Source organism: Prevotella sp. HUN102, assembly GCF_000688375.1.
GTDB lineage: Bacteria > Bacteroidota > Bacteroidia > Bacteroidales > Bacteroidaceae > Prevotella.
On sequence record NZ_JIAF01000003.1, the window covers coordinates 1 to 26,661 of the forward strand.

At 47.3% G+C, this 26,661-nt stretch carries 21 protein-coding genes and 2 pseudogenes; 2 read left to right on the forward strand and 21 right to left on the reverse strand.

The window, feature by feature from the left end:
* The coding region (locus P150_RS0102995) for an SDR family NAD(P)-dependent oxidoreductase (protein WP_028896418.1) at positions 1–629 on the forward strand (629 nt) is incomplete at its 5' end.
* Positions 630–902: 273 nt separating this feature from the next.
* Here the strand turns inward: P150_RS0102995 and P150_RS0103000 are convergent.
* The 17 genes and pseudogenes from P150_RS0103000 to P150_RS0103090 all read right to left on the reverse strand — a co-directional run bounded on the left by P150_RS0103000 (position 903) and on the right by P150_RS0103090 (position 19,344).
* Positions 903–1,388: a hypothetical protein gene (locus P150_RS0103000; protein ID WP_051617499.1), complete on the reverse strand. Its 486-nt coding sequence runs from the start codon at positions 1,386–1,388 to the stop codon at positions 903–905.
* 374 nt (positions 1,389–1,762) lie between these two features.
* Positions 1,763–2,551 (reverse strand): annotated as a pseudogene (locus P150_RS15780) (aminoacetone oxidase family FAD-binding enzyme).
* Between the two features lie 35 nt (positions 2,552–2,586).
* Positions 2,587–2,958, reverse strand: a complete 372-nt coding sequence (locus P150_RS18095) for an NAD(P)/FAD-dependent oxidoreductase (RefSeq protein ID WP_028896421.1) — start codon at positions 2,956–2,958, stop codon at positions 2,587–2,589.
* Between the two features lie 187 nt (positions 2,959–3,145).
* A pseudogene (locus P150_RS15785) lies at positions 3,146–4,357 on the reverse strand (RepB family plasmid replication initiator protein).
* Positions 4,358–4,517: 160 nt separating this feature from the next.
* Positions 4,518–5,330: an ion transporter gene (locus P150_RS0103020; protein ID WP_028896422.1), complete on the reverse strand. Its 813-nt coding sequence runs from the start codon at positions 5,328–5,330 to the stop codon at positions 4,518–4,520.
* Positions 5,331–5,535: 205 nt separating this feature from the next.
* A complete protein-coding gene (locus P150_RS0103025; protein ID WP_028896423.1) occupies positions 5,536–6,480 on the reverse strand; it encodes a glucosaminidase domain-containing protein in 945 nt (314 codons plus the stop codon).
* A gap of 250 nt (positions 6,481–6,730) precedes the next feature.
* Positions 6,731–7,162 (reverse strand): hypothetical protein, encoded by a 432-nt coding sequence (locus P150_RS0103030; protein WP_155952907.1) that lies wholly within the window; start codon positions 7,160–7,162, stop codon positions 6,731–6,733.
* A 796-nt stretch (positions 7,163–7,958) separates the two neighbouring features.
* Positions 7,959–8,549, reverse strand: coding sequence for a YigZ family protein (locus tag P150_RS0103035; RefSeq protein WP_028896425.1), 591 nt, complete (start codon positions 8,547–8,549; stop codon positions 7,959–7,961).
* A 39-nt stretch (positions 8,550–8,588) separates the two neighbouring features.
* A complete protein-coding gene (locus P150_RS0103040; RefSeq protein ID WP_028896426.1) occupies positions 8,589–9,836 on the reverse strand; it encodes a DUF1015 domain-containing protein in 1,248 nt (415 codons plus the stop codon).
* Between the two features lie 86 nt (positions 9,837–9,922).
* Positions 9,923–10,840, reverse strand: coding sequence for an NAD(P)-dependent oxidoreductase (locus P150_RS0103045; protein WP_028896427.1), 918 nt, complete (start codon positions 10,838–10,840; stop codon positions 9,923–9,925).
* 73 nt (positions 10,841–10,913) lie between these two features.
* The gene (gene serC / locus P150_RS0103050) at positions 10,914–11,984 is read right to left on the reverse strand and encodes a 3-phosphoserine/phosphohydroxythreonine transaminase (RefSeq protein ID WP_028896428.1); all 1,071 of its coding nucleotides are present in this window, start codon (positions 11,982–11,984) and stop codon (positions 10,914–10,916) included.
* 208 nt (positions 11,985–12,192) lie between these two features.
* Complete coding sequence (locus P150_RS0103055; RefSeq protein WP_028896429.1) at positions 12,193–13,503, reverse strand: DEAD/DEAH box helicase; 1,311 nt, start codon at positions 13,501–13,503, stop codon at positions 12,193–12,195.
* Positions 13,496–13,810, reverse strand: a complete 315-nt coding sequence (locus P150_RS15790; RefSeq protein ID WP_155952908.1) for a hypothetical protein — start codon at positions 13,808–13,810, stop codon at positions 13,496–13,498. The genes P150_RS0103055 and P150_RS15790 overlap by 8 nt, the downstream gene beginning before the upstream one ends.
* 380 nt (positions 13,811–14,190) lie before the next feature.
* Positions 14,191–14,313 (reverse strand): hypothetical protein, encoded by a 123-nt coding sequence (locus P150_RS18100; protein ID WP_255327166.1) that lies wholly within the window; start codon positions 14,311–14,313, stop codon positions 14,191–14,193.
* A 394-nt stretch (positions 14,314–14,707) separates the two neighbouring features.
* Entirely contained in the window at positions 14,708–17,251 is a 2,544-nt protein-coding gene (locus P150_RS0103080; protein ID WP_036932027.1) for a carboxypeptidase regulatory-like domain-containing protein, read from the reverse strand.
* 15 nt (positions 17,252–17,266) lie between these two features.
* Positions 17,267–18,100: a GLPGLI family protein gene (locus tag P150_RS0103085; RefSeq protein ID WP_028896433.1), complete on the reverse strand. Its 834-nt coding sequence runs from the start codon at positions 18,098–18,100 to the stop codon at positions 17,267–17,269.
* A 410-nt stretch (positions 18,101–18,510) separates the two neighbouring features.
* Positions 18,511–19,344, reverse strand: a complete 834-nt coding sequence (locus tag P150_RS0103090) for a GLPGLI family protein (protein ID WP_028896434.1) — start codon at positions 19,342–19,344, stop codon at positions 18,511–18,513.
* Positions 19,345–19,821: 477 nt separating this feature from the next.
* On the opposite strand from P150_RS0103090, the gene P150_RS17385 reads away from it, so the two are divergent.
* Positions 19,822–20,049, forward strand: coding sequence for a hypothetical protein (locus P150_RS17385; protein WP_155952909.1), 228 nt, complete (start codon positions 19,822–19,824; stop codon positions 20,047–20,049).
* A gap of 87 nt (positions 20,050–20,136) precedes the next feature.
* On the opposite strand, the gene P150_RS0103100 is transcribed toward P150_RS17385, so the two are convergent.
* The 4 genes from P150_RS0103100 to gyrA all read right to left on the reverse strand — a co-directional run bounded on the left by P150_RS0103100 (position 20,137) and on the right by gyrA (position 26,504).
* Positions 20,137–21,336 carry a hypothetical protein gene (locus P150_RS0103100; RefSeq protein ID WP_028896435.1) on the reverse strand — a complete coding sequence of 400 codons (1,200 nt, stop codon included), beginning with the start codon at positions 21,334–21,336 and terminating at the stop codon, positions 20,137–20,139.
* Position 21,337: 1 nt separating this feature from the next.
* Positions 21,338–22,450, reverse strand: a complete 1,113-nt coding sequence (locus tag P150_RS0103105; protein ID WP_028896436.1) for a lipopolysaccharide assembly protein LapB — start codon at positions 22,448–22,450, stop codon at positions 21,338–21,340.
* Between the two features lie 68 nt (positions 22,451–22,518).
* Positions 22,519–23,778, reverse strand: coding sequence for a lipopolysaccharide assembly protein LapB (locus P150_RS0103110; protein ID WP_028896437.1), 1,260 nt, complete (start codon positions 23,776–23,778; stop codon positions 22,519–22,521).
* A gap of 101 nt (positions 23,779–23,879) precedes the next feature.
* The gene (gene gyrA, locus P150_RS0103115) at positions 23,880–26,504 is read right to left on the reverse strand and encodes a DNA gyrase subunit A (RefSeq protein ID WP_028896438.1); all 2,625 of its coding nucleotides are present in this window, start codon (positions 26,502–26,504) and stop codon (positions 23,880–23,882) included.
* Positions 26,505–26,661 lie beyond the last annotated feature (157 nt).

Below are 26,661 nucleotides of genomic sequence, written 5' to 3' on the forward strand. Positions count from 1 at the left end.
AGACCGAACTGGAGCAGTTGGGTGCAGAAGTATGTGTATTGGAGTTTGATGTCCGCAACCGTGAAGCTGCCAAAAAGGCCGTGGAAAGTCTTACAGGAAAGTGGGCAAAGATAGATGTACTCGTGAACAACGCCGGTCTTGCGCTCGGGTTAGATCCTGAATACAACGGCGACTTCGAGGATTGGGACATAATGATTGATACCAACGTCAAGGGCTTGCTCACTATGACACGCTATATCGTACCGGGAATGGTGGAACGCAACCACGGTCACGTAATCAACATCGGCTCCGTAGCAGGCGATGCAGCCTACGCAAACGGCAATGTATATTGTGCCACGAAAGCTGCCGTGAAGACCATAACAGACGGACTTCGTATCGACGTTGCCGATACTGCCATCCGTGTTACCAACGTTAAGCCCGGTCTCGTTCAAACCAACTTCTCAAACACCCGTTTCCACGGCGATGACGAACGTGCAGAAAACGTATATAAAGGTATCAAACCTCTGACCGGCGACGACATTGCCGACGTAACATTCTATGCAGCAAGCGCTCCCGAACACGTACAAATTGCAGAAGTGCTCGTATTGGCTACACATCAAGCAAGTGGAAGTGTCATTATGAGGAAATAATGGGAAATGTTAAATGGGAGATGGGAGATGGGAAATGAGAAAAGGAGAAAAGGAGAAAAAGTTAAGCATAGATTATACTTTTGCACGGAAAGTGGCTGATGGTAACGACACAGCTCAGCACTATTAGCCTTCCCTACCTCACCATAGTTTAATAAATTTTGCGTACACATTTTACACCCGTACAAGAAATAAAGATTTTCCATTTTACATCTCACTTTTCACGTTTCCCATCTAACATTTCCCATCTCACATTTAACATTTCACGTTTCCCATTTAACATCTCCCATCTTCCATTTCACATTCAAAAACCTCACATCTCCTACTCATCCTTTTCCGTTTGATATCCAGTTTCATCGGGTCTTTCACGGCTTCGTGCTGCATCAAATAGAGGTAACGTTCCGTAATGCTGCACACACGCACATTCTTTCTGTCGGCCAGATGCGAGTAGACTACGGCAGGTGCTTTCGGAGGAACCACATTCAGCACGTGGAAAATGCTGTTCACGATAGCTCCGAAGCCTAATGGCACACCCCGCTCATTGCGCAAGGCCTGCGTTTCCCACACCGAATGACAGAGTTCCACCAAGTCGCACTTCGTTCCTTTCCATACCAAACCTTCCTCCGGACTGCGTTTTATCAGATTCCTGAAGTCAGCCACCACGGTTTCCAACATTCTTTCACGGCACATTCTCTGCATTTCCTTCTCGTTCACTTCAGAATCTCTTACGCTTTTCATCTCGTTTTCAATAATTGTGTTCATTGCAAATCATTTAGGCAAATAAGTCTTTCGATTCCTGACAACGGGCAGCACAGTATCTAAGACTATTCGGTTAATTCAATAGATTAAATCAGACTCATAATTAAGAGCACCTACATCCTCCCGTTACGTTTGCAAAGATAAACGCAGCGGCTGCACTATATGTTCAATCTTGAGAAAATATTAGTTAAATAGAAACGAACCGATGAAAAGCAAAAATCTTTAATCCGAGGCAGAAATAATATAACAATCTCTCACAGATGCCACAGAATCACAGATATTCTCTCTTAGCTCCCAAACACAGAGAAGGTAAAAAGAATATTTGTGATCCTGTGAGTCTATGAGAGATTAAGCCAAAGATAGCGAAACACAGAAACTTATAAACATCTGATAAACAATAAATTCAAAAACGTTTTTAACTCTTCGCAAAAACGTAATGCAGACCTACAAAGAATACAGGCAATCCTCTCACAAACGATTGCTGCCTGCCACTTACCCGTTGTCCAAGCTGCCTGAAGATTGAAACCACCCGTTATTGCGTCAATGTCGAGCATCTCTCCCGCAAAGAAAAGACCGGGACAGAGCTTGCTTTCGAGCGTATTGGAGTTTGATGCTTTCAGACTGACACCTCCACACGTAACAAATTCGTCGCGGAATGTGCCCCTGCCCGAAACCCGATGCGTGTCGTTCGTCAGCCGTTTCTATCAGCTTGTTGATGCTTTTCTTGCCCAGTTCTTCCCAACGTTTTCGGGCGACAGCCCTGCACGCTCTATGAGATAATTCCATATTCTGCCTGACAATTCATAGGGACGGACGCTGCCGAGCTGCTTTTTCGGATTCTTTGCAATGATGCCCGTAATGCGTTCTTCAACGATGGAGGCGTTTGTCTCGTTCAACCAATTCACGGAAACGGGAAACTCGTAGTCACATTCGCTTACGTATCGGGCTGCATAGGATGAGAGTTTCAGCGTTGCCGGACCACTCATTCCCCAATGTGTGATGAGCAACGGCCCCTGACTGCGAAACTTTGTAGAGGGAATAGAGAGCGAAACCGGCTCCACCACCGTGCCCATCAGGCTGCAAAAAGCCTTCTCGCTGACATTGAACGTGAAGAGCGACGGCACCGGTGCTTCTATTTTATGCCCAAGACTGGCCAGATACTGCAACCCTTCAGCACGAGGCGAACCTCCCGTAGTAACGATTATTCTGTCGAAGTTTCCGAACCGTGCGCTTTGAACCTTGCCTCCAGTCTGCCATCGCTCAATGGCTCAACAGCTTCCAGCGCATAGTGTGTCTTTACCTCTACACCCAGTTTCGATGCCGTGTGCGTAAGACAGTCTATCACGGTCTGCGAATCCTGAGACACAGGGAACACACACTGGTCGGCCTGGGTGGTCAATTTCACTCCGTGTTCCTCAAACCATCGGTAGGCATCCTTGTGATCAAACGACTTGAAAAGTCGTTTCAATAGTTTGTCGCCACGTGGATATGCCTGTTTCAGGTCGGTAATTTCCTCAAAGGAATTGGTAAGGTTGCAGCGTCCACCTCCCGAAACGCCCACTTTCGCCAGCACACGACCGGCCTTCTCAAAGATAGTTACCTTTGCGTGAGGATTCGTTTCCTTGCGGCAATGGCAGCAAAAAAGCCTGCTGCCCCTCCACCTATGATGGCAATGTGCGACATAATGGGGATAAATGATTGAATTTAAAAGGAATACACACAAACAAGCGGGCTGACAAAGCAGAAGCAAAGCAGCACACCTATTCTATTTCTTCCACGTGCGTGTTGGGCACCTCGCGTTCTTTCAGCATCTGGTCCAAACTCTTGAAGGTATAGGCAGCCTTGTCCTTAACCATCGTAGTCTTGAAACGTTCGCGCAGTTCCATCAGTTTCTGAATCGCCAACGGATAGGTTTCGGCATTGATGCGCACCGCCATATCCTTAGCATTCTGCGGAGCAAACTCGAAATAAGTAATCAGCATCTGCTGGAACTGCAGCCGCTGACGCTCGTTCATCTCTTCGAGCTGCGCATTCATCTTGTCCTTCGCCTTGTAGATAATGAAGATGAGTTCGTCGGTTCGCCACCACGCTGCCCGTGGTCGTATTTCTTTTCGTATTCAAAGTAGCAATCGCAATAGCCCTTGTCGGCCAGTTCCTTGAGTTCCTGCAATGCAGGGTCGAGCACGCGCCGGCAGAAGTCGGAGAATTTCTTGTAGTTGTTCTCCAGTCGCAGCATCTTCCTGAATTCCAGAGTCTTGATTACCGTGCGTCCTTTTTCCACCCACGATTCGATGAACATATAAATGCGCTGCGTATAGCGGTTCTTGCAGGCAAACACAATCTGCTTGCCGAGTCTGTGATAGCCGAAATCGAGCGATACAAGGCGTTCTGCCACGCTTTGGTCGAGCTTCAGGATGGCATATTTGTTATAGGAACGGTCTTCGGGAATATAAACGTCGCAGAGGTTCGTCGCCTTCGTGTACTTTCGTCCCTCACTTCGTCTTGTAGGGTATTTCCACCGGGATGGCAGCAAGCATCTTCAGCGAGTTGCGCAACTGCGGATAATGGTTCGGATCCACGCCAAGCTCCTTGAACGGCAGCTTGATAGGCATACGGCCGTCCTCGTCCAGTTCGTCGGTCTTGAAGAGATCGAGCTGTGGATTCCGCTTGTTGTTGAGGATTCCGTGAAGAATCTGCTGAAGATTTTCAACGATGGAAACGAGGATGCGCACCTGAATGAGCGAATAGTCGTGGCGCATCATCGTAACGGCGATGGGCTGCAAGAGCCACGTTTCTTCCTCAATCGGTATCAGTTCGTCCGATATTCCGCGCTTTACCGGAGCTTTCTTGGCCTTCGCTCCTTTCTTGCGCGTGGTGGCTTTCTTCGTTGCCGAAGCCGTTTTCTTGGTCGCAGCCGTGGCTCTCTTCGCTGTCGGTGCAGCTTTCTTCTTTGTTTTTTCGGTCGTTGCCATAAAACGATTTTATATTAAGACTACAAAGATAAACAAAGTTTTTCGGATTCGGGCGATTGTTGGCGACAAAAATAATCGCAGTTGTCGCATAGATGGAAAAGCAAAGGCGGTTCTTCGCCTGCATCATTCTACGGATTGCGCCGTCTCTGCCCAATCGGTGTCAGAGCTTTTCGCCGCAATGCGAACAGTATCTGTCTCCTTTCTCCACCCGTTCGCCACACCTCGGGCATTCATTGTCCACCACTTTCCTGTTTGTTTCGTCGATAATCGTTGCCGAAACAATGCCCGTAGGCACGGCGATGATGGTGTAGCCGAGCAGCATAACGAACGCCGACAACACCTTGCCAACGCCTGTAACGGGCGTAATGTCGCCATAGCCCACGGTTGTCATCGTTACTATCGCCCAGTAGATGCTCGTGCCGATGCTGCTGAAATTGGGATTCACGCCGCTTTCCACCATAAACATCAGCGTGCCGATGATGGTAACGAGGATGAGAACGAAGAAGAAATAAACCAAAATCTTGTTCAGACTCTTGCGAATGGATGCAAGCAGCAGATAGCCCTCATTGATGAACGTGAAGAGTTTGAAGACCCGGAATATACGCAGAAAGCGAAACACACGCAAGATAATCATATAGCCGAGACTCGGGAAGAACACGCCGAGATAGGAAGGAAGAATGGCGAGCAGGTCTACGATGCCGAAAAAACTGAGCATATAGTCGCGTTTGCGTGGCGAACAATACACTCTGGCTATGTATTCCAATGTGAAAAGCACCGTAAACAATTCCTGTGCAATGGTCAGTCCGTCCTTTATTCCGGGCAGAAGTGTGTCCACGCTCTTCACGAACGAGACGATAAGGCTTACCAGAATGGCGAAGATAAGCCATTCGTCAAAGAGTTTTCCACGCTTTGTGTCAGACTCGAATATGATTTCGTAGAGCTGTTCTTTCTGCAACCAGTCGGGTAGTTTCATTCTTCTGCCAAGTTTGTTTAATTACAAAGGGATTTGCGTTGCGAAGAGAGTAGAAGGAGACTACACAAACAAACCCGTCCACTCATCGACTTGCAAACTCATCTCCTCGTAAACTTATCTTCTTGTCGCCTTGTCCACTCGTAAACTTGTTTCCTCGTCTCCTCGTTCACTCGTCCACTTGTAAACTCTTCCCCTCGTCCACTCATCAATAAATCCTAACCTTGTCGCCCACTCGCAATCCGTCCTCAGCCAACTTACGGTTTTTCTTCACGAGGCTCTTGAGCCTTATGCCGTATTTCTGGGCAATATCGTAAAGACTTTCCGAATTGCCCACAACGTGCGGACACTTCTTGAACTGCTTCGGCGCACGCTTCTGCTTCTTCTTCAGCCAGATGATTTCGCCCGGATTCAGCCTGTCGCCCACCTTGCGCTCGTTGTATGTCGCCAATTTCCGCGCACTGATATTAAATTCCTTGCCGAGGCTCTTGAACGTATCGCCCTGACGCACATTGATATAGCAGTTTTCATTGAATATCTTCGGCACGTGCGCATTACTGTCGTAAGCCGTCTCGGGCTGCTGCCGCTGCACCACAGGATTCTCGTTGCACGCCTGTGGACGACGCCCTTTCGACGTTGCCTTGTCGTATTCATAGAGCTTGTAGACCTCTATAATGTCAATAAGTTTCTGGGCATACACGGGGTTGGTGGCATATCCGGCACGCTTCAGTCCGTGTGCCCAGCCCTGGTAGTCGGTTCTTGAGAGCCGGAAAAGACTGCTGTAACGCTGCCTGCCGCTGAGAAACCGGGAGTGGTCCTCATAGCTTTCTATCACGCTGTCGTAGGCACGGAAACACTCTCCCCGAAGGTCGTCGTCGTGGTAGATGGTTCGTCCCTCCCATCCGTGGCATTTTATTCCGAAATGGTTGTTGCCCTTCAGTGCCAGTTCGCTCTGCCCTGCCCCGCTTTCCAGCACGCCCTGCGCAAGCGTGATGCTCGCCGGGATGCCATACTTGAGCATCTCTTCGATAGCCATATCCTTATACCGGTCGAAATAATCCTGAAAGCGTTGGTTCCACTTCAGCTTTGGCGCGGCAAATGCCGAGCAAAACACGAGGAGAGTGGAACATAAAATAAGCGTAAATCGTTTCATCAAGAGCGAAAATATGTGAACCAACTGCAAATATAATGTATTTGAACGGAAGTCCAAAACATAAATACTTAAAAAACTTCAATTCAAAGATTATCAAATACAATCTATGAGGAACAGCTTATGCGTGTTTCTTCGCTTTTCCTTACTGCCAAACACGCTCTATGGAGAAAAATGTCGCAGCACTATGTGCTTCCTAAATAGGCAAAAAAAGAGCAGAAGAAAACACGCTCATTTTCTTCTGCTCAATAAGTTAATAATTGATTACATACATCAATGAAATATCCTTATTTTGATCTTCCCTTTTAAATACAAAAGGACCATTATTCTTACTGACCTCAATCCTTGCGTGGAACCGACTGTTATCGTTAGGGTCTTCACTATGGCACGATAAAATTGCATTGTATCCTTTCTTTACAGGACCGAAGATAGCTTGCCATCTTGATGTCGTTCCTTCAGGCATTTCCGTAATCTTATTGCCACGACCCGTTGTTACATTAATCTCTTTTACACTTTTGGGATTATCTGACGTGCAAGTTACTTCATAACGAATATAATATTCATCCTTTGACACTTCTACTTCCGGCTGTGGTTTCTCTTTCTCACTAACCCCATCATCGTCAGAAGAACAAGCACAGCAACATAATGCAATAGCAATGATTGCAAACAAATTAACTATTTTCATATTACTCCTCATTTATCTAAATTTAATAGTTCTAATTGAAGTATGCACTCAGTTTCGATGAACAAAATTAGTGAACTTGTCAAACATAAACGACTAAAGGCTGACTTTTTCCTAACTTTATCATTATTTAACACTATAAAAATATTCAAAGGAATTGTATCTATCAGTTGGAAATCAGATACTTATTATCATTGAATAAGGCCTAACTCTCTAATTCATAGTACTTAAAGAAACATAAAATTCCTACTTATAAAGCAAAATTACATAATAAATCAAAAAAGAAAAGGAGGCTGCAACTGTCGGCAAGAACAGATTGATAGGGCATAGATTGTCTTGTGCGAATGAGCACTGCAGCCCGAATATCCAATCGTTTTTCATCAGGCATCTGTGCCATCCTTGAAGGCTTTGCCTTCTCTGTGTTCGGGAAAGTAGGCGTAAATCTGTGGATCTGAGAAATCTGTGAGAGAGACTTGACATTTCATTCAAGCCAATTTATAAATAATTGATTTACAACAAATTAAGAACCATCACAAAATTAAATTTCAATCTTCGTAAAAACGCATTCCGTTTTTCGCAAGATTGCCTTGCATTTTTGCGAAGATTGCAACGCATTCTTCGCACGCTTGGAAACAAGGGTAAATCAACTATCAGAATTGGGAATGAGAAAGCAGATAAATCGCTCACAAATACCACGGAAATACTGCAAAATCGGGGGGATTTATCTTTTCTTGTGCTTAATTCAGTCTGTTGCAGGGAAATTGCTGAACGAGGAAATTTTCTGTATTTGCTTTCCGAGTTATTCAAAGGAAAGTTTCTTCAGCCGTGTGCGCAGCTCCTCTGCCTGACTCTGGCGTATGGAAAGGGTAATTTCGCAGGTGTTGTCGAACTTCTGGTCGATGATGCGTGGATTCATATCCTTCACTATCTTCATCACGTCGTTCATCATTGGGTAGGTAAAGGAATAGTGTATGCGTTCCTCCACGAATTTTTCTTCCGTCTCGGTATGCTCCAAGGCATCTTCCGTGGCACTCCTGTATGCCACAATCAAGCCGCCGGTGCCGAGGTTCACGCCTCCGTAGTAGCGAATCACGCAGACGAGCACATCCGTCAGTTCGGCACTGACGAGTTGCCCGAGGATAGGTCTGCCGGCAGTCGATGAAGGTTCGCCGTCATCGTTCATCCGGAAGTCTTCGCCCTGCGCACCCAAACGGTAGGCATAGCAGCAATGGCGCGCGTCGTAGTATTTCTTTTTGTAGCCCTTGACGATTTCCTGTGCCTCGTCGGCAGTTTCTATATGATGCACAAAGGCGAGGAATTTACTCCTTTTCTCGGAGTAAAATCCCTCGCCAATGATATTCTTTTTTACAGTCTTGTATTTATCTGTCATCTTTCTGTATGGAAGTGGCTCACGAATGAGCCACCACGATTATGAAAGCTTATGGATAACGAGTCCTGAGCGCAGTTTAGGCTCGAACCAAGTAGCCTTTGGAGGCATAATCTTGCCGCTGTCGGCAATATCCATAATCTGCTGCATACTTACAGGGTAGAGAGCCAAAGCTGCTCTCATCTCGCCACTGTCTACACGCTTCTTCAATTCTTCCAAACCACGGAGACCGCCTACGAAGTCGATACGGTCGCTTGAACGGAGGTCTTTGATTTCGAGAAGTTCGTCGAGAATCAAACGGCTTGAGATGTCTACGTCCAACACACCGATTGGGTCGCTGTTGTCGTATGTGCCTTCCTTAGCCACGAGACTGTACCATTCGCCGTCGAGATAGAGTGAGAACTCGTGCAACTTAGCCGGCTTGTAGAGAGCTGCGCCCTTCTTCTCTACGATGAAGTTCTTGTCAAGAGCCTTCAGGAATTCTTCTGAGCTCATACCGTTCAAGTCCTTTACCACACGGTTGTAGTCGAGAATTGTCAGTTCTGAAGCCTGGAAGCAAACTGCCATAAAGTAGTTGTACTCCTCCTCGCCCGTATGGTTAGGATTAGCCTTAGCCTTCTCGCCACCTACGAGACCGGCAGCAGCCGAACGATGGTGTCCGTCAGCAATATAGAGGCTTGGCATCTTTGCGAACTCTTCCGTGATAGTCTTGATGTCCTTATCGTCAGATACTACCCAAAGCTGATGACGGAAACCGTCGATAGGAGCGATGAAGTCGTATTCCGGAGCTGTTGCAGCATAGCGGGAAGTGATTTCCTTCAATGTAGCGTTGTCTGGATAAGCGAAGAACACAGGCTCGATGTTGGCGTTGTTCACGCGGACGTGCTTCATACGGTCTTCTTCCTTGTCGCGGCGTGTCAGCTCGTGCTTCTTGATAACGCCATTAACGTAGTCCTGACAAGCAGCACCTACAACGATACCGTACTGTGTCTTGTTGTTCATTGTCTGAGCATAGATGTAATACTGCTCCTTCTCGTCCTGAACCAACCAACCCTTGTCTTGGAACATCTGGAAGTTTTCGGCTGCCTTTTCGTAAACACGTGGGTCGTATTCACTTGTTCCTTCTGGGAAGTCGATTTCAGGTTTGATGATTCTATACAAGCTCTTTTCGTTGCCCTTAGCTTCTTCTCTTGCCTCTTCAGAGTTCAATACGTCGTAAGGACGGCTTTCAACTTGTTCTACAAACTCCTTTGGAGGACGAACGCCCTTGAATGGTTTAATAATTGCCATAATATTAAATTAAAAAACCGCAGACTCCCAAGGCTTGTGCCTTGTGTGGCATAGTTCCTGACAATCTACGGCTATTAGGTGTATGATTATTTGTTTACTTGGAATTTTGTATCGCCGGTAGCAAAGAATGCGTTAATCTGCTTTGCTGCTGCAATACCTGCATTGATGTTAGCTTCTGCTGTCTGAGCACCCATCTTCTTAGGTGTTGTGAAGTAACGGCCCTCGAACTTAGCGAACTCTTCGTCAGCATCCGGCTTGATGTCGGTAACGAACTTGAGGTCTTCGCGTTCAGCAAGCAGCTTGATGAGTTCTTCCTCGTTGATAACTTCCTTGCGGGCTGTGTTTACGAGGATACCACCCTTCTTCATCTTGTTCACGAGTGCATAGTTGATGCTCTGCTTTGTTTCAGGAGTTGCAGGAATGTGCAATGAAACGATGTCGCAGGTCTCGAACAGTGCTTCCTGAGTATCAACAGCGATTGCGCCGCCCTTCTCAATAACGTCCTTTGGACAGAATGCGTCGTAAGCATAAACTTCCATACCGAAGCCCTTAGCAATGCGTGCTACGTTGCGGCCTACGTTACCGAAAGCGAGCAAACCGATCTTCTTGCCCATCAATTCAGAACCACTCTTGCCGTTGTAGAAGTTACGAACAGCAAACACGAGCATACCCATTACAAGCTCTGCCACAGCGTTTGAGTTCTGACCCGGTGTGTTTTCAGCAACTACCTTGTGAGCAGTAGCAGCAGCGAGGTCGATATTGTCGAAACCTGCACCTGCACGTACTACGATCTGCAACTTTGCAGCTGCATCGAGAACTTCTGCATCAGCCTTGTCTGAACGGATAATCAATGCGTCTGCATCCTTAACTGCGTCGAGCAATTGTGCTTTTTCTGTATATTTTTCGAGCAATGCAAGTTCGTGGCCTGCACCTTCAATTTCTTTTCTGATACCTTCAACAGCAGCTGCTGCAAAAGGCTTTTCTGTTGCAACTAAAACTTTCATAGTAATAAATTTTAAATACAGGTTACACGGATATGGTGTTTTATCCCATTCCGTGCAACCTGATATGGTTTAATTAATGATTTGCCTCGAATTCCTTCATTACGTCTACAAGTGCCTGAACGCCTTCTACTGTCTGAGCGTTGTAGCAGCTTGCACGGAAACCACCAACGTCGCGGTGTCCCTTGATACCAACCATACCCTTAGATGTAGCATAGTCGAAGAATTCCTGCTGCAAGTCAGCATACTCGTCGTTGAGTACGAAGCAGATGTTCATATAAGAACGGTCTTCTGCGTCCTGAACGGTAGCACGGAACAGCTTGTTGCGGTCGATTTCGCCGTAGAGCAAGTCAGCACGCTCCTTAGCAATCTTAGCCATTGCTTCAACACCACCCTGAGCCTTAACCCAACGGAGGTTCTCCAATGCTGTGTAGATAGGCACTACTGGAGGAGTGTTGAACATAGAACCCTTAGAAACGTGTGTACGGTAGTCGAGCATTGTAGGAATCTGACGTGTAACCTTGCCGAGAGCATCGTCCTTAACGATAACGAATGTTACGCCGGCCATAGAAAGATTCTTCTGTGCACCACCGTAGATCATATCGTACTTAGCAACATCAACCGGACGGCTCAGGAAGTCTGATGACATATCGCCGATGAGACGAACCTTTGTATCCAAGTCGTAACGCATTTCAGTACCATAGATAGTGTTGTTGCTTGTTACGTGCAAGTAGTCCAAGTCTTCTGGCACTTCAAAGCCCTTAGGAATGTATGAGAAGTTCTTGTCAGCTGAAGTAGCAACTTCAACAACTTCACCGAACAACTTAGCTTCCTTCATTGCCTTCTTAGCCCAAACACCTGTGTTGAGGTAACCAGCCTTCTTTTCCAAGAAGTTGTAAGGAACCATACAGAATTCCAAAGAAGCACCACCACCGAGGAAGAGTACTGAATAGCCTTCAGGAATGTTCAACAACTCCTTAATCAAAGCTACTGCCTCATCAACTACCGGCTGGAAATCCTTTGCTCTGTGGCTGATTTCTGCCAAAGAAAGACCACTACCATTAAAATCTAAAATCTGCTGTGCAGTTTTTTCAATCACTTCACGGGGAAGAATGCAAGGACCTGCATTAAAGTTAATCTTCTTCATCATGACATTAAAATTTTTAAGTTTATGTATATTTATTAATGTTATCTTACCAAAGTGTAACCACTCACATAGTATATGTTTGCGAAATTACGGTTTATATTTGACACTTGCAAATTTTTAACGATATTTTAATATACTTATTTCGTTTCGCTCTGTTTTTACACGTGATGGCACACGCCTGTGTTTGACTTTCAACTTGTAAGTTCCACTATCGTATTTCCTCCACGACGGTGTTAAGTCCTTTTATTTTCTCTCCTTTCGTCAGTTTCAGAACCTGTAAAATTTTCGTTCGTGAAACGGCAACGTAGGTAAAACGGGGCATAACATCAATTTTACCGATGTCTGAAGACGCTAATCCTCCCTTCTTGCAGAGGTAGCCTACGATGTCGCCTTTCGAGATTTTATCGTTCTTTCCCTTACCTATATATAAGGTAGCCATCGTGGGTTGTTTTATCTCGGGCAGACTTTCGGGCAGCGAGAAACTTTCCGTTTCCTGTTCCACATATTCCGGAATCTGTTCTTCCGGCCCGAGAATGAAATAGGAATTGCCCTCCTTGTCCCATCGTGCCGTTCTTCCCACACGATGAACGTACTCGTCTTTGCTTTCGGGCAAATGATAATGGATGATGCTGTCTACATCGGGTATGTCCAGACCACGCGCACCCAAATTCGTGCTGACGAGGATGTTTGCCGAACCGTTGGCAAAACGATAGAGTGCAGCCTCGCGTTCCTTCTGCTCCAAACCACCGTGGAAGAGCGAAACTCCGAAACCTTTCTCTTGCAAATAGGTTGCCGTGCGAACCACTGCGTCCCGATAGTTCAGGAAAACAATGCTGCTCTTCTCGCCTAAATACAGCAAGAGGTTGGAAAGGCTCTCCAATTTGTCCTTCGATTCGCTTTTCAACTGGAAGAACCGGATTCTGTTCCGATTTCCACCCTCCGAACTTCTGTAATCTATTCTTTCGGACTTCTGCAATCTTACGAATTTCGGTATGGACTCGGCTTCCGTTGCGGAAAGGAGGATACGGTGGCGCACCGTCGGCAACTTGCCCACCACTTGCTCCATTTCGTTCTGGAAACCCATTTCAAGACACTTGTCGAACTCGTCGATAACGAGCCATTGCACGCTCTCCGTACCGAAGTTTCCTTTATCCAGATGGTCGTTCAGCCTGCCGGGAGTGGCAAACAGAATCTGCGGCTTCGTCTCGCGGAGTATTCTGTGCTCGTCCATCGTGGGCCTGCCGCCATACAGTGCCATCGCCCTGATGCCGCACTTCATATCCGTAACCACCTGCGCCGACTGCTTTGCCAGTTCTCTTCCCGGCACGAGCACGATTGCCTGAACCTCTTCCTTCGACTTATCCATCAGACAAGCAAGCGGAATCAGGTACGCATAAGTCTTTCCCGTACCCGTGGGAGAGAGCACCACAACGTCCTTGTCGGAATGCAAGATGGCTTCCGACGATGCTTCCTGCATCGGGTTCAGTTCTATACCGAGTGTATCTAATATTTTATCCATCCGTCGGTTGAATTAAGTTTATAAACTGCTCCTTATGGTCGCGAATCGGGAAGTCCGTTACCGAGCACTCCTCTGTAAAGCCATTAGGCTTGAGGTCATGCCACACCTTGCCACGGTTGTCGAGTTCCTTGAGATGGATATGCAGGTTCACAATCTCCTGTCCTGTCTCATCTTTCTTACCAGTGTGTTCCTCAACCTTTGTTACGTCAAAGAAGTCAAGAATACCTTTGGGAAGCAAATAGCTCACAAAGGTTCTGTAATCGAACGAAGAAGTTTTCTTTGCCATGGTGCAAAGGTAATACTTCATCTGCACATAGCAAAACTTCTATTGAGCAAATTCTACAACATTGTGGATAAAGACATACACGGACTATTGAAACTGCGCCGATAAAAATTTAATGATGGCGATTAATAATAAACCAAGCTGCACCAATAGAGATTGGTACAGCTTGTCATCAAATTCAGCCGATATATTTATCCTGGAGAATAAGGAGTCCCCGAATGAATATTACGACTAATATTGCCTTAATAAGGTCATCTATAAAGGAAATGGGTAAGCTTCTTAGAATATCTATTAATATAAAACCTAAAAAATACAGGATCCCACAACCTAAATCTTTAAGTACTTGACTTTTAAGTTTCTCTAATTTCATTTAGCAATTAAGGGTTTCCAGTACAGATGACTGTTTACTGTTGTTGATGTAACCTTGATAAGACCACCACGTCCTTGTCGGAATGCAAGATGGCTTCCGACGATGCTTCCTGCATCGGGGTCAGTTCTATACCGAGCGTATCTAATATTTTATCCATATCTGTTCGTTGAATTAAGTTTATAAATTGCTGACAGCAGAAACGGCATCTGTCTTTGATTTATTCCAATCCAACAGGACGGCAATGCGCTGATGCAGACAATTCCGATACAAAGTTCGGAAAAATCTTCCGAATCTACAAACAATCCGTACAAATCAATCATCAAAAAGACAGTTTTCAATTGTGCGAAGAACGCAGCATAATCTTCGCATACTTGTCGTGCGTTCTTACGAAGAATGCCGTGCAATCTTCGCACGTTTGCAGAACACCCTACAAACGACTGATTTACAAATACTTACAAAACTCAAAACTTCCCACACCTTCTATCTGCTGCAAATGTCTCTCTGATGGTTTATCTGCAAATTGCCGGGCAGAGAATTATTCTTTGCCGATGTTACAGGTCGAATATGATTTTTGCCATAAATTCGCGCGGGCGCAATGTATAGGAAACGAAGGAGTTTATGTTGCTCTCGATAAAGTATTGATTGTAATGCGTGTTGTTCAGCAGATTCCGACAGGAAAGCTGATACTCAACAGACTTTGTTCTGTAAGAGGCATACGCTCCCAAGAGGAAATTGCTGCTCATCGTCTTCATAGGAGAGTGATAGATGGAGCTTTTCACACCTATCTCCCACTTTGCCCACGGGAAAAACGTTGCCGAAATCCGGTGCTTGTAATAGGAGATGCGCGTACTCTGCCATTCGGAAGGTCCCGCAGGCATCTGCTTGCTGACGTGCAGCGCGGAACTCAACTCGAAAGAGAAGCCACGGAAGGGCTGCGATGCCATTTTCAGACTGGCATCAACGGTGTTCAAATGCCAGTCCTCCAGTTCGTCTTTATGCAGAAGCGTGTAGTCGCTCCGCCCGAACGAAACCTCTGCGCCGATGGTGGTCCTGCCCCAATAGAGGGAATGGGAGGCAAAGAGGCTGCACTCGTAGGTGTTGGCATTGCTGCGATGCGCCGTGGGCGTGCTGAGATAGACATTGTTGAGCAGATGATTCTGGAAAACCATCTCATTGTGCCGGTGCATCCATAGCGTAGAGATTCCGGCAAACAGCTGCTTGATGGGCTGCTTGAAGGATAGAGACAGGTTCAGCAGATGATAGCCTGCATCGGTTATCTGTCCTCCGTAGCTCCGCTGCGTGCGATAGGAAGTGAAAACCGGCGTACGGAAAACCGTCAGCAGCGAGCGGGAGCTTTCCGAATAGTTGTAGTTCAGCTTGAGCTGGAAGAACTTGTTCAGGGCATACTGGGCAAAGACGGAGGGCTGGAGCGACACTCTGGCGCGGCTCTCTCCGTCGTAATAGCGCAATGCCGTGTTGAACTTGGCAGACAGGCTGAGCTTCAGGCTGCTGCGTTCGTAGCTCACGGAGGGCGTCAGGTAGAAATCATACTGCTGATATTTCTCCGTAGTGTCGGCTCTCAAACCGAGAATCTGCATTCGCTGCAACAGTGCGGAAAAGCCCGTTTGGGCATTCAGGCTGAAACGCTTCAGACGTTTGCGGTACGAAACGTTGTCCTTGTGTTGGAAAGTGTAGATGTTGTGTCTTTCCGTTCCGTCCAGAACGGTAAGCAGCCGTTCGGGCAGATAAGCATAGGTGGTGGCGGAAGACAGCCCCCACTTCCCACCCGAGGAATTGGTCTTGATGAGGTTGAACTCCTCCGTGGCATACATCTTTCTCGGACGCACACTCTGCGTGATTTCCCTGCCGTTCAAAAGGGTTGTACCGACGGAATGGTTGAAATCGAGCGAGCCGTAGAGGTTGTTCGTAAGATAGAGTTTGTCGGTATTCACCTTGTAGCTTATCTCGCCGTTGAACCTGTTTTGGGTGGTAGAAACCGAGTTTTCCTCTATCGTTTTCTCGGCGTCGATGTCCGTGTATGAGGTTTCCGAATACTGGTCTGCCCTCTCCCTGTTCCATAGATAGTCTGCCTGAATGCGCAGGTCGTTTCCCCTCTTGGTCTTGAAGAGCTGATTGGTGGCAATAAGGTGCGATGTGTTGAAGTAGGTTTGCTCCTGTCCGATGTCCGGAACGTCCATTCCTATCACTCCTACCAGCCCCCTCGGGCGGCTGAACTCCCTTGTAAGGGAAGCCAGATCTCTCACTTCCACGGCAATTTCCTTGCCCGAATTGTTGCATTTGTACATCGAGAGGTTCTGCATTTTTCTGCCAAAGAGCATCCCCATCAGCTTCCCGTCGTATAGAATTTTGTCTGCGCCGTGGGCGTCCTGCACGCCGACGCCGCTCTCCACCACGCCCGTCCACGTGTTTTTAGCATCGTCCTTGAGCACGATGTTGAGTGCGGCCTGATCCGAGAAGTCCACGCCTCGGAGCGATTTCACCTCCTGATGGTTCTCAATTACCTCCACATTCTTTACCTTGTCTGCCTTCAGGTTCTCGCTTGCCTGTGCGTATTTGCCTCCCATCAGATCCATTCCTTCGATGTAGAACTTGCTGATGGCCTTGCCCTCATAGCTTATCTGGCCGTTTTCAGCCACTTGCAGTCCCGGCATTTTCTTTATCACGTCGGCAATGCTGCGGTCCTGTCCCTGCTTGAACATCGACACATCATAGACCAAAGTATCGCCACGCTCCTTTATTTTGTCGGGACGCACCTTCACTTCCTGCAACACGATAGAGGTTTTCTCCAGCACAACGGTTCGGGATGAGGAGAAATCCGAGAGGGGCAAGCTCTTCTTGGCATAGCCCAGACAGGTGAACACAATCTGTGCGCCACGCTTCTCTGCGTCGTCGATGGAGAATTTTCCATCCGTGGAGGTATAGGTGTAGGCAACGGTCTTGCCTGCGCCGTCGTAGACAACGACACTGGCTGCATCTATTCCTTTCTTTTTGGAATCGACCACCCTTCCCTCGTAGGTCTGGGCGTGCAGACAAGAGGGCAACAGGGCGAGCAGAAGAATGATAAGTGTGCGCATAAGCAGATGAAAATGTTATTCCTTGTCTTCCGGCATCTTCTCCATATAGGTTCGTTTTATCGTTGGAAGTTCTTCAGAAGACTTTCCGTTTCCATCTTCCACAACGATAACATCGCTTACGCTGACTGTGGCAAGTCCCAATTTCCGCAAGGCGTAGTTCACGGGGTCTGCCGCTTGAAGGCGCAGCTGCTTCTGATATTCCGCATTGGTACACTTCACATAGTCTTTCGTGCTTATCTTCCAAGGCGCAGTATGGGTCTGTTCGATGCCCACACACGAGAACTTGAAAAAGTTGTCGGCATCGTTGGCAGCCATAATCAGCCCGGGCAGCCCGCCAAATTTCCAAGGACCATAGGGCAAGGAGAGTTCTTCGGCAAACCATACAGTCCACTGGCGGCCTGCGTAGTTGGCAACAGCCTTCTTGCAAAGATAGCCGTTCACGGTCATTGTGTCGTCGTCTGCGATTTTCCAGTCGATTTTTGGCAGTTTCTCCTTGTAATAGAATTTGTCCGGAGCATTTGTGATGAAGGTCAGTTCATCGCTTGCTCTGTTCGTGAAAATCTTGTAAGCAGCCCCACGCTTCGTGGATTCCATCTCCTCAAGGATTTCATCCACATTTCCACCTTGCTTTACCGTAACGTCACCAGCACTTCCGTAAACGCTGTAAAACTGTGATTTACCATCAGCCGTAATGTCCAAATTCAGCAAATCGTTGTAGGTTTGTGTCTTGGTATTGATATCTTGCAGTTCATAGACAAAGCGAAATACCTGCAAGCTGTCCGACTGGGCAAACGCCAACTGGGCTACGATGGACAGAGCCACGATGATGCAAACTTTTATCTTTTTCATTGTATGAAATATTAAGTTACTCGTTATGAAATGGAAACTTAGTTTTCCTAAAAGTATTATATAGTATTGCAAAAGTATAGAAAAACATTGAAATAACCATAGATTTCGTTGCTTATTTTTGATAACAACAGAAAATTATCGGAATTGGGGATAAATCTGAACTTGGAAATACAGGACTGCACTAATCATATTGAGCCAGCTTGCAATTTATTCGCTCACAGATTGTACGGATGCACAGATAATCGTTTTAGCAACAGAGAAGAAAATCTGTGCATCTGCAAAATCTGTGAGAGAAAGCCCTTGCCATCTTATCTCCAATTCGGGTAAGACTATCAACTAAGGGCAAGCCTGTCAAGGCATTTTTAAAGCATAGACGAAATGCCAAACGTGCGCATAGGCAGACGAAAAGGCTATTCCTTGTCTTCCGGCATCTTCTCCATATAGGTTCGTTCTATCTTCGGAAGCCCCTCAGAATCCTTTCCGTTTCTATTGCTTACAACGATAAAGTCGCTCGCGCTGATTGTGGGAAGTCCCTTTTGCCGCAAGGAGTAGTTCACGGGGTCTGCCGCTTGCAGGCGCAACTGCTTCTGAAGTTCCGCATTGGTGCATTTCACATAGTCCTTCGTGCTCATATTCCAAGGCGCAGTACGGGTCTGTTCGATACCTACACACGAGAACTTGAAATAGTTATCGGCATCGTGGGCAACCATAATCAGCCCCGGCAAACCATTGAGTTTCCAAGGGCCATAGGGCAGCGAAAGTTCTTCAGCAAACCATACAGTCCACTGGCGGCCTCCGTAGTTGGCAACAGCCTTCTTGCAAAGATAGCCGTTCACGGTCATTGTATCTCCGTCTGCGATTTTCCAGTCAATATTCGGCAGTTTCTCCTTGTAATAGAAGTTATCCGGACTCGTTGTGATGTAAGTCAGTTCTCCGTCTGCCCTGCTCGTGAGAATCTTGTAAAGAGCACCTTTCTTAGTCGATGCCATCTTCGCAATCATCTCCTCTACACTTCCACCCTCATTTATTATCTCAGCGTCTGAAATTCTGTAAACGCTGTAAAATAGTGATTTACCGTCTGCCGTAATATCCAAATTCAGCAGATCGTTGTAGGTTCGATTCTTATAATTGGCGTCTTGCAGCTCATAAACAAAGCGGAATACCTGCAAGCTGTCCGACTGGGCAAATGCCAACTTGGCAAAAACGGACAAGGCAATGATGATGCAAACTTTTATCTTTTTCATTGTATGAAATATTAGATTGTTCGTTATGAAATGAAAACTTAGTTTTCCTAAAAGTATTATTAGTATTGCAAAAGTATAGAAAAACATTGAAATAGACATAGATTTCGTTGCTTATTTTTGATAGCAGCAGAAAATTATCAGAATTTGGGATAAATCTGAATTTGAAAATACAAGGCTGCGCTAATCATATTGAGCCAACTTGCAATTTATTCGCTCACAGATTGCACGGATGCACAGATAATCGTTTTCGCCACGCAGCCATACCTGAATCCAGACCGATTTCCACCGATTTGCAAGTATGCGAAAAATGCAGCGCATTCTTCGCAAAAACGCACTGCATTCTTGCGAAGAATGGAATGCAATCTTCGCACGTTTGGAAAGAGGAGAAATAATGACTGATTATCAGATGGTTACAAGAGGGTAAACAAACAAGAAAACGAAAGAAAAATTGAAAAGGTTCTCTCACAGATTTCGCAGATGCACAGATTTAAGTCTGCGCTTCCAAACACAGAGAAGGCAAAGCCTTCAAAGAGAACACAGATGCTCAATAAAGCACGAATTGGGCATTTAGCCGACAATAGACGTTCATCAAAGAAAATCTGTGCCATCCTTGAAGGCTTTGCCTTCTCTGTGGCGAAAACGATAATCTGTGCATCTGTTCCATCCGTGAGAGATAAGGCTGCGAGACGGTTCATTAATTATTAAAGCAACCCTATAATCCTGAGTTCGAATTTATCCCGAATTCAGGCAATCTATTCAGTTTCCTTGTCTGTTTCTGAAACTCTGACCTAATCATCCGTTGGTGTTCCGAAGTTTGTCTATCGCGTCAAACTCCTTGCCCATATTGAGATTAAGGTAGATGGTGTATAAAGGTGCAAACCATTTATCCTTTTCCTGTGGCGCAAGGCTACGGTACTTCTCGAGATACGGCAGTGCTTTTTCGTAGAACTGGCTTATCCTGCCACGCTTTGCACGCCTGTGCTGCGACTTTTCCAGCTCGATGGCCTGATCGAAGTACGCCAGTCCCATATTGAAATGGGCATCGGCATTCTCGGGATTCTGTTCCAACAGCTTGGAGCACAGCTCTATACATTCATCGTATCGGGCAAGGTTCAGGAGTACCGTGCTCTTTGTGAGACGGAAGAGGACGCTCGTGGAGTCGGCTTCCAAAGCCTTGTTGCAGACCACCAGCGCAGAATCGTACATCCGGTTCTGCGAATAATACTCCACGAGCCGGGGGAAGAAGAAAGCAAAATTCGGATATTCCTCGAATCCTTTCTGCAATGCCCTCACGTATCTTACCGTGTCCTTGTTCAGCAGAAAAGCCTCTGCCTCGTACTGCCGCACGAAGTTGAGCATCGAGGAATCGCGCTCGGCGAGATTCATATACTTGAGAATCTTCTCGGCATTCTCCATCTTGTAGCCGCAATACATCGACCAATAGGCTGCGTGGGGCATCAGAGCGTCGTCTTTCTCGAAATTGAATGCGGCGAAGAGGGGTTCTCTGTCGCTCCTGATGTAGGTGTCGAAATAATCGTAGGCGGCAGCATAGTCGTTCCTGTGAATCTGATAGACGCCTCCGTTGAAGAGGTTCGGACGGATGGAAGCAAGATATTCCGAATGCCTTTCCCTGTACTTGGGGTTCACTCTCCCTGTCGCATCGGGCTTTGTGTCGATGGAGTCGAAGGCCGCCATCGTTTCGTAGAGTCTCTTTGTGACGGAGAAAAATTCTGCCGTGTCCGATTTCTGCTTGAGATATATCTTTTCGTTCGCCTTTGCATACTGGCGTTCGAGCGACTGGCAGAGTATCAGCCATATCTTCGTGTTCTCCCTGTTGGCAGAATCTTTCAGCAATGCACGCATACTCTGTTCTGCCGATGCGAGGTCTTTTCCGGTTTTTATCTGGTCGCGCGCAGCGGCAATTTGTTTCTTCTGAGCGAAAAGAAACAGGGGGAAGAACAGTAAAATGTAAAGTAATAATCTCTTTTTCAAACTAATCCTTGTATTTTGACACCAACGGTTCCAGTTCGCCGGCCTTGATTTTGTCTTCGAGAATGGTGTAAATCATATATAAGGGATTTACCCAGTCCACTTTGTTTCGTCTCGGGTCCTTTGCCCTGACACGCTCGAGATAGGTGCGCGCTTCGGCAAAAATATCCTTATACTCGTTTTCGGACGTAAACTCGCCCTTATGTTTCTTCTCTGCCACAAGGTTTCTGGCGTCTATGCCCTTCATATTGAGGCACACGCCGATGTTGAAGGCCACGGGAATGCTCGAGGGGTCAATCTCATCGGCAGCCTTGTAGGCCTCTATCGCCTCGTCCCAACGCTTGGCGTTCATTGCGATTTCGCCTTTCAGAATCCACGGAATGGGCTTGTTGTAGTTCTCCTCGAGCTGTTTGTCTACGAAGCTCTCAAGGTTGAAGCGCGGCGAAGGATACTGATAGAACTTCATCACCCACGAGAAATAGGTATCGTTAGTAGGGTCCGACTCGTACAGTCGTGTGAGCACTTTCAGGTATCGCAGCGAATCCTCGGTGGTAATCATCTGCGCACTCATACATTGCGCCTTTATTTCAGCCGCCTCAACGGCAGACTCGTCGTAGCGCAGTGCCGTGCTTGCATATTCGTCGGCCTTGTAATAGCTTCTGGCTTTCAGATGATAGTAGGAGAGATAATAGGCTGCCGTGCCGCTCTCGTCGGGTATTCCCATTACCAACGGACTGTTTCTCAATTCGAGATACTGCTCAAAGGCATCCATTCCTTCCTGTCTCGTGTATTCTTTCTTGGCAAGATACAGACCTGCATCAATGAGCATCGGGTAGAGCCTGACCATACGGAGACTGTTCTTCTCCACGAATTTGGTCTTTACTTTTCCATTACGGGTAGGCATTCTGTCGTATTCGTCGCACTGAACAGACAAGTTCACTCCTTCTATCACCGCACGATAGAAGGCCACGGAATCCCTATTCGAATGATGGCTGACCTTATTGCAGGCCTCAGCGGCAAGATGGTTCAGCTCCTGTGCTTTCTTTCTGCTGTCCTGAGCTTTGAGAGGTTGGAGAATGAAAACAAGCAGCAATATGAAGAAAAAAGATTTACGCATACACCATATTATATATAAAAGCCCCCTTCTCTGGGCACAACTGCGCCAAAGAAGGGGGATAGGTATGATTAGTTTGCACCTGCGTCTGCACCTGCTGCCATTGTTTCAGGGGCATCAGGACCCTTTACAAAGTAGTAGGCATTGTAGAGAGGATAAGCCCAGAAAGCCTTCTTCTCCTTCAGGATGTCGAGCTTCTTGGCTGCCTCAAGGTAGACAATCGCTTCCTTGTAAACTACATTGAACTGCTCGCGTGCCGCTGCTGAGAGCGTACCCTTCACAGCGTTTACGCGGTCCTGTGCGCGGTAGAAGAGGCACTGACCGATAGAGCCGTTGATTTCGATTTTCGCATTGTCGTCCTTGGCGTAAGGAAGTGCCTTCTTGAAAGCGTCGGCCGCAGCTTCGTAATTCTTCTTCTGGCTCTCGAACTGACCCTTCATCACGAGTCCGGCGTAGCTGTTAGGATTCTGTGCAAGGAGATCGCTGACGAACTTGTCGGCCTTGTCCTGCATACCCAGCGCACTGTAAGTAGCTGTCATAGTCTGGAAAACAGCGTCGTTGTCCTTGTCCTGATTGTAGATTACTTCGAGCTTCTTTGCATAATCAACGGAATCCTGACGGGTCTTCAGCTGAGAACCAAGAATAGCCAACTGCACCTGCTGAGCTTCCTTGGCACGGTCAGGGTTCTGCAAAGCGTACTTCACATACTTCTCTGCCATAGCGTAATCCTTGAACTGATAGGCATACAGCGTAGCGAAGTATGCAATCTCGCCCAAATTCTGGTCCTGTGCCTTGTCAAACTTGGCAAACATAGGATAGTCTGCTGATTCAACGTACTGTGCCAGATACTTGTAGGCATTCTTGTCGTCCTTGGCATTCTGATAGAAGATACCTCCGTTGATAAGATGAGGACGGAGAGAGTACAACTGGTCTACAATGCCAGAGAACTTAGGCTTTACCTTTCCCTTGGCGTTTGGCATATTGTCAAACTCAATCGCCTGAGCACCTGCGTCGAAAGCCTGACCTACCGCCTCATAGAGTCCCTTTTCATCAACCTGCTTTGATGGTTCCTTGCCCATCTGCTTCTGGGTTTCGTTCTCAATCTGGGCAGCCTGCTCGGCATTTACCTTCTTCATTGCCAGTTCAAAGAGCTTGTTGTAGGCCTTTGCCTTTTCGGCATTGTCGGCAAGCTGTGCCAAACTTGACTTTACCAATGCTGAAGCCTCTGTGTAGGTCTGCGCCTTCAAGATAGCCTTCAATGGTTCGCTGTCGCCAGCAAATGCAGCCGATGTACTTAGTAGCATCAATGCTGCGAACATTAACTTTTTCATTTCAGTTATTTTTAAAAGGTTTATTAATCTCGTGAATTATGTTTGTTTGACTATAAACGTGAGAATCGGCTTAATATTTTAAATGAACTTTTTTATTTCCATTATTCAAAATCCACCGATGGAGTTATGGTCTCGGGAGTCTCGTCGTCCGACTCCTTTTCCTCGTCTGCGACGTTCTCTGTGTTGTTTGAAAGCCCGTTCTGGAAGTTTTCATTAGATTTTGTCCATTGCGCACGGCCTTCTTCCTCAACCTGCTCTTCGAGTTCGGCACTCATTACCTTGCAAACGGAAGCGATAACATCGTTCTTCTTTGCGAGGTTGATAAGGCGCACGCCCTGTGTGGCACGTCCCATCACGCGGCATTCCGATACTGCGAGACGGATGACGATGCCGCTCTGGTTGATAATCATCAGGTCGTTGTCGTCGGTTACGTTCTTGATGGCCACGAGCCTGCCAGTCTTTTCGGTTATGTTCAGGGTCTTCACACCCTTTCCGCCACGGTTGGTAAGGCGATAGTCCTCCACCATAGAGCGTTTGCCGTAGCCTTCTTCCGAAACCACCATCACAGTTTCCTTCTCCGGATCGTTTACAACAATCATTCCCACAACCTCGTCTGCGCCGTCGTCGTCGAGACGCATACCACGGACACCGGTTGAAACACGTCCCATCGTGCGAATCTTGTCTTCGTGGAAGCGGCAGGCGCGTCCGTTTCTGTCGGCAATGATGAGTTCGTTGCTGCCGTTGGTCAGACGCACGTCCACCACCTCGTCGCCCTCGGTAATATTGATGGCTATCACGCCATTTGTTCGTGGACGGGAGTAGGCACGCAGCGAGGTCTTCTTCACGATACCCTTCTTCGTAACGAATACCACGTAGTGGCTGTCAATGAACTCTTCATCGTCCAAGCCTCGGATTCGGAGGAAAGCATTCACGCTGTCGTCTGCATCGAGTGCCAGCATATTCTGAATAGCACGTCCCTTGGAGGTCTTGTCGCCTTCTGGAATATCGTAACACTTCATCCAGAAGCAGCGTCCCTTCCGAGTGAAGAAGAGCATAGTCTGGTGCATCGTTGCGGGATAGATGAACTCCGTAAAGTCCTTGTCGCGGGTCTTTGCACCCTTTGAGCCTACGCCTCCGCGAGCCTGTTCCTTGAAATCGGCAAGCGGCGTGCGCTTGATGTAGCCCAGATGGCTGATGGTAATCACTACCGGGTCGTTTGGATAGAAGTCTTCAGCGTTGAACTCGTGTTCGTCGGGAATGATTTCCGTGCGACGCTCATCGCCGTACTTTTCCTTAACCTCGAGCAGTTCTGCCTTCATCACTTCCTTGCAACGCTCCGGATTGTCGAGCACTTCCTGCAAATCCTTGATGGTCTGCATCAGCTCGTCGTATTCGGCGTGCAACTGGTCCATACGGAGACCCGTTAATTGCGACAGACGCATATCCACGATGGCCTTGGACTGCAATTCATCCAGCTCGAAACGCTTCTCCAGATTGGTCTGCGCTTCGGCAGGGGTCTTGCTTGCACGGATGATATGCACCACCTCGTCAATGTTGTCGCAGGCTATCAGCAAGCCTTCGAGAATGTGGGCGCGCTCCTGTGCCTTCTTCAAGTCGAACTTTGTGCGACGGATGGTTACGTCGTGGCGATGCTCAACGAAATACTTGATGCACTCCTGAAGGCTCAGCAAGCGTGGCCTTCCGTTTACGAGCGCAATGCAGTTCACGGAGAACGAGCTTTGCAAAGCCGTCATCTTGAAGAGCTTGTTCAGTATGATGTTGGCGTTGGTGTCGCGTTTCAGGTCTACCACGATGCGCATACCCTGTCGGCCGGTCTCGTCGTTCACGTTTGAGATGCCGTCCAATCGGCCTTCCTTTACCAAGTCGGCAATGTATTCAATCAACTGCTGCTTATTTACGCCGTAAGGTATCTCGGTTACGACAATCTTGTCGTGCTGGTCGTCGCTTTCAATTTCGGCCTTGGCACGCATTACCACGCGTCCCCTACCCGTTTCGTAAGCGTCCTTCACGCCCTGCAATCCGTAGATGTAAGCACCCGTAGGGAAGTCTGGAGCAGGGATATACTGCATCAGTTCCTCAACCGTGATTTCCGGATTGTCGATGTATGCGCAGCAGCCGTCGAGCACCTCGCCCAGATTGTGGGTAGGCATATTCGTTGCCATACCTACGGCGATACCGTTGCCACCGTTTACAAGCAGGTTGGGAATCTTTGTCGGCATCACCGCCGGCTCTTTCAATGTGTCGTCGAAGTTGTTTACCATATTCACGGTATCCTTCTCGATGTCGTCCATCACGTGCTCGCCCATCTTTGCCAGACGGCACTCTGTGTAACGCATCGCAGCCGGCGAGTCGCCGTCCACCGAACCGAAGTTACCTTGTCCGTCCACGAGCTTGTAGCGCATATTCCACTCCTGTCCCATACGCACCAGTGCGCCGTAGACAGAAGAGTCGCCGTGAGGATGGTACTTACCGAGCACTTCACCCACAACGCGCGCGCATTTCTTATAGGGTTGGTTGCTGAAGTTGCCGATACCACGCATACCGAAAAGGATGCGGCGGTGCACCGGCTTGAAACCGTCGCGAACATCGGGAAGCGCACGAGCCACAATCACCGACATGGAATAGTCGATGTAAGAGCTTTTCATCTCTTCCTCAATGTTGATTTTCAAGATACGGTCTTGATCAATAGTCTGATTTTCGTCCATTATATATGTATATTAATTCTATTCCTTTAAAACACAGCTCTCTGCACAGCCTCTTTTTCGTAAAAAATCGCTTAAAATGCCCTTTATTTTCGATTTAAGCCGTTTTGCAATACTTTTCAAGGTGTAAAATTACAAAAATAAAATGACACTCAAACAG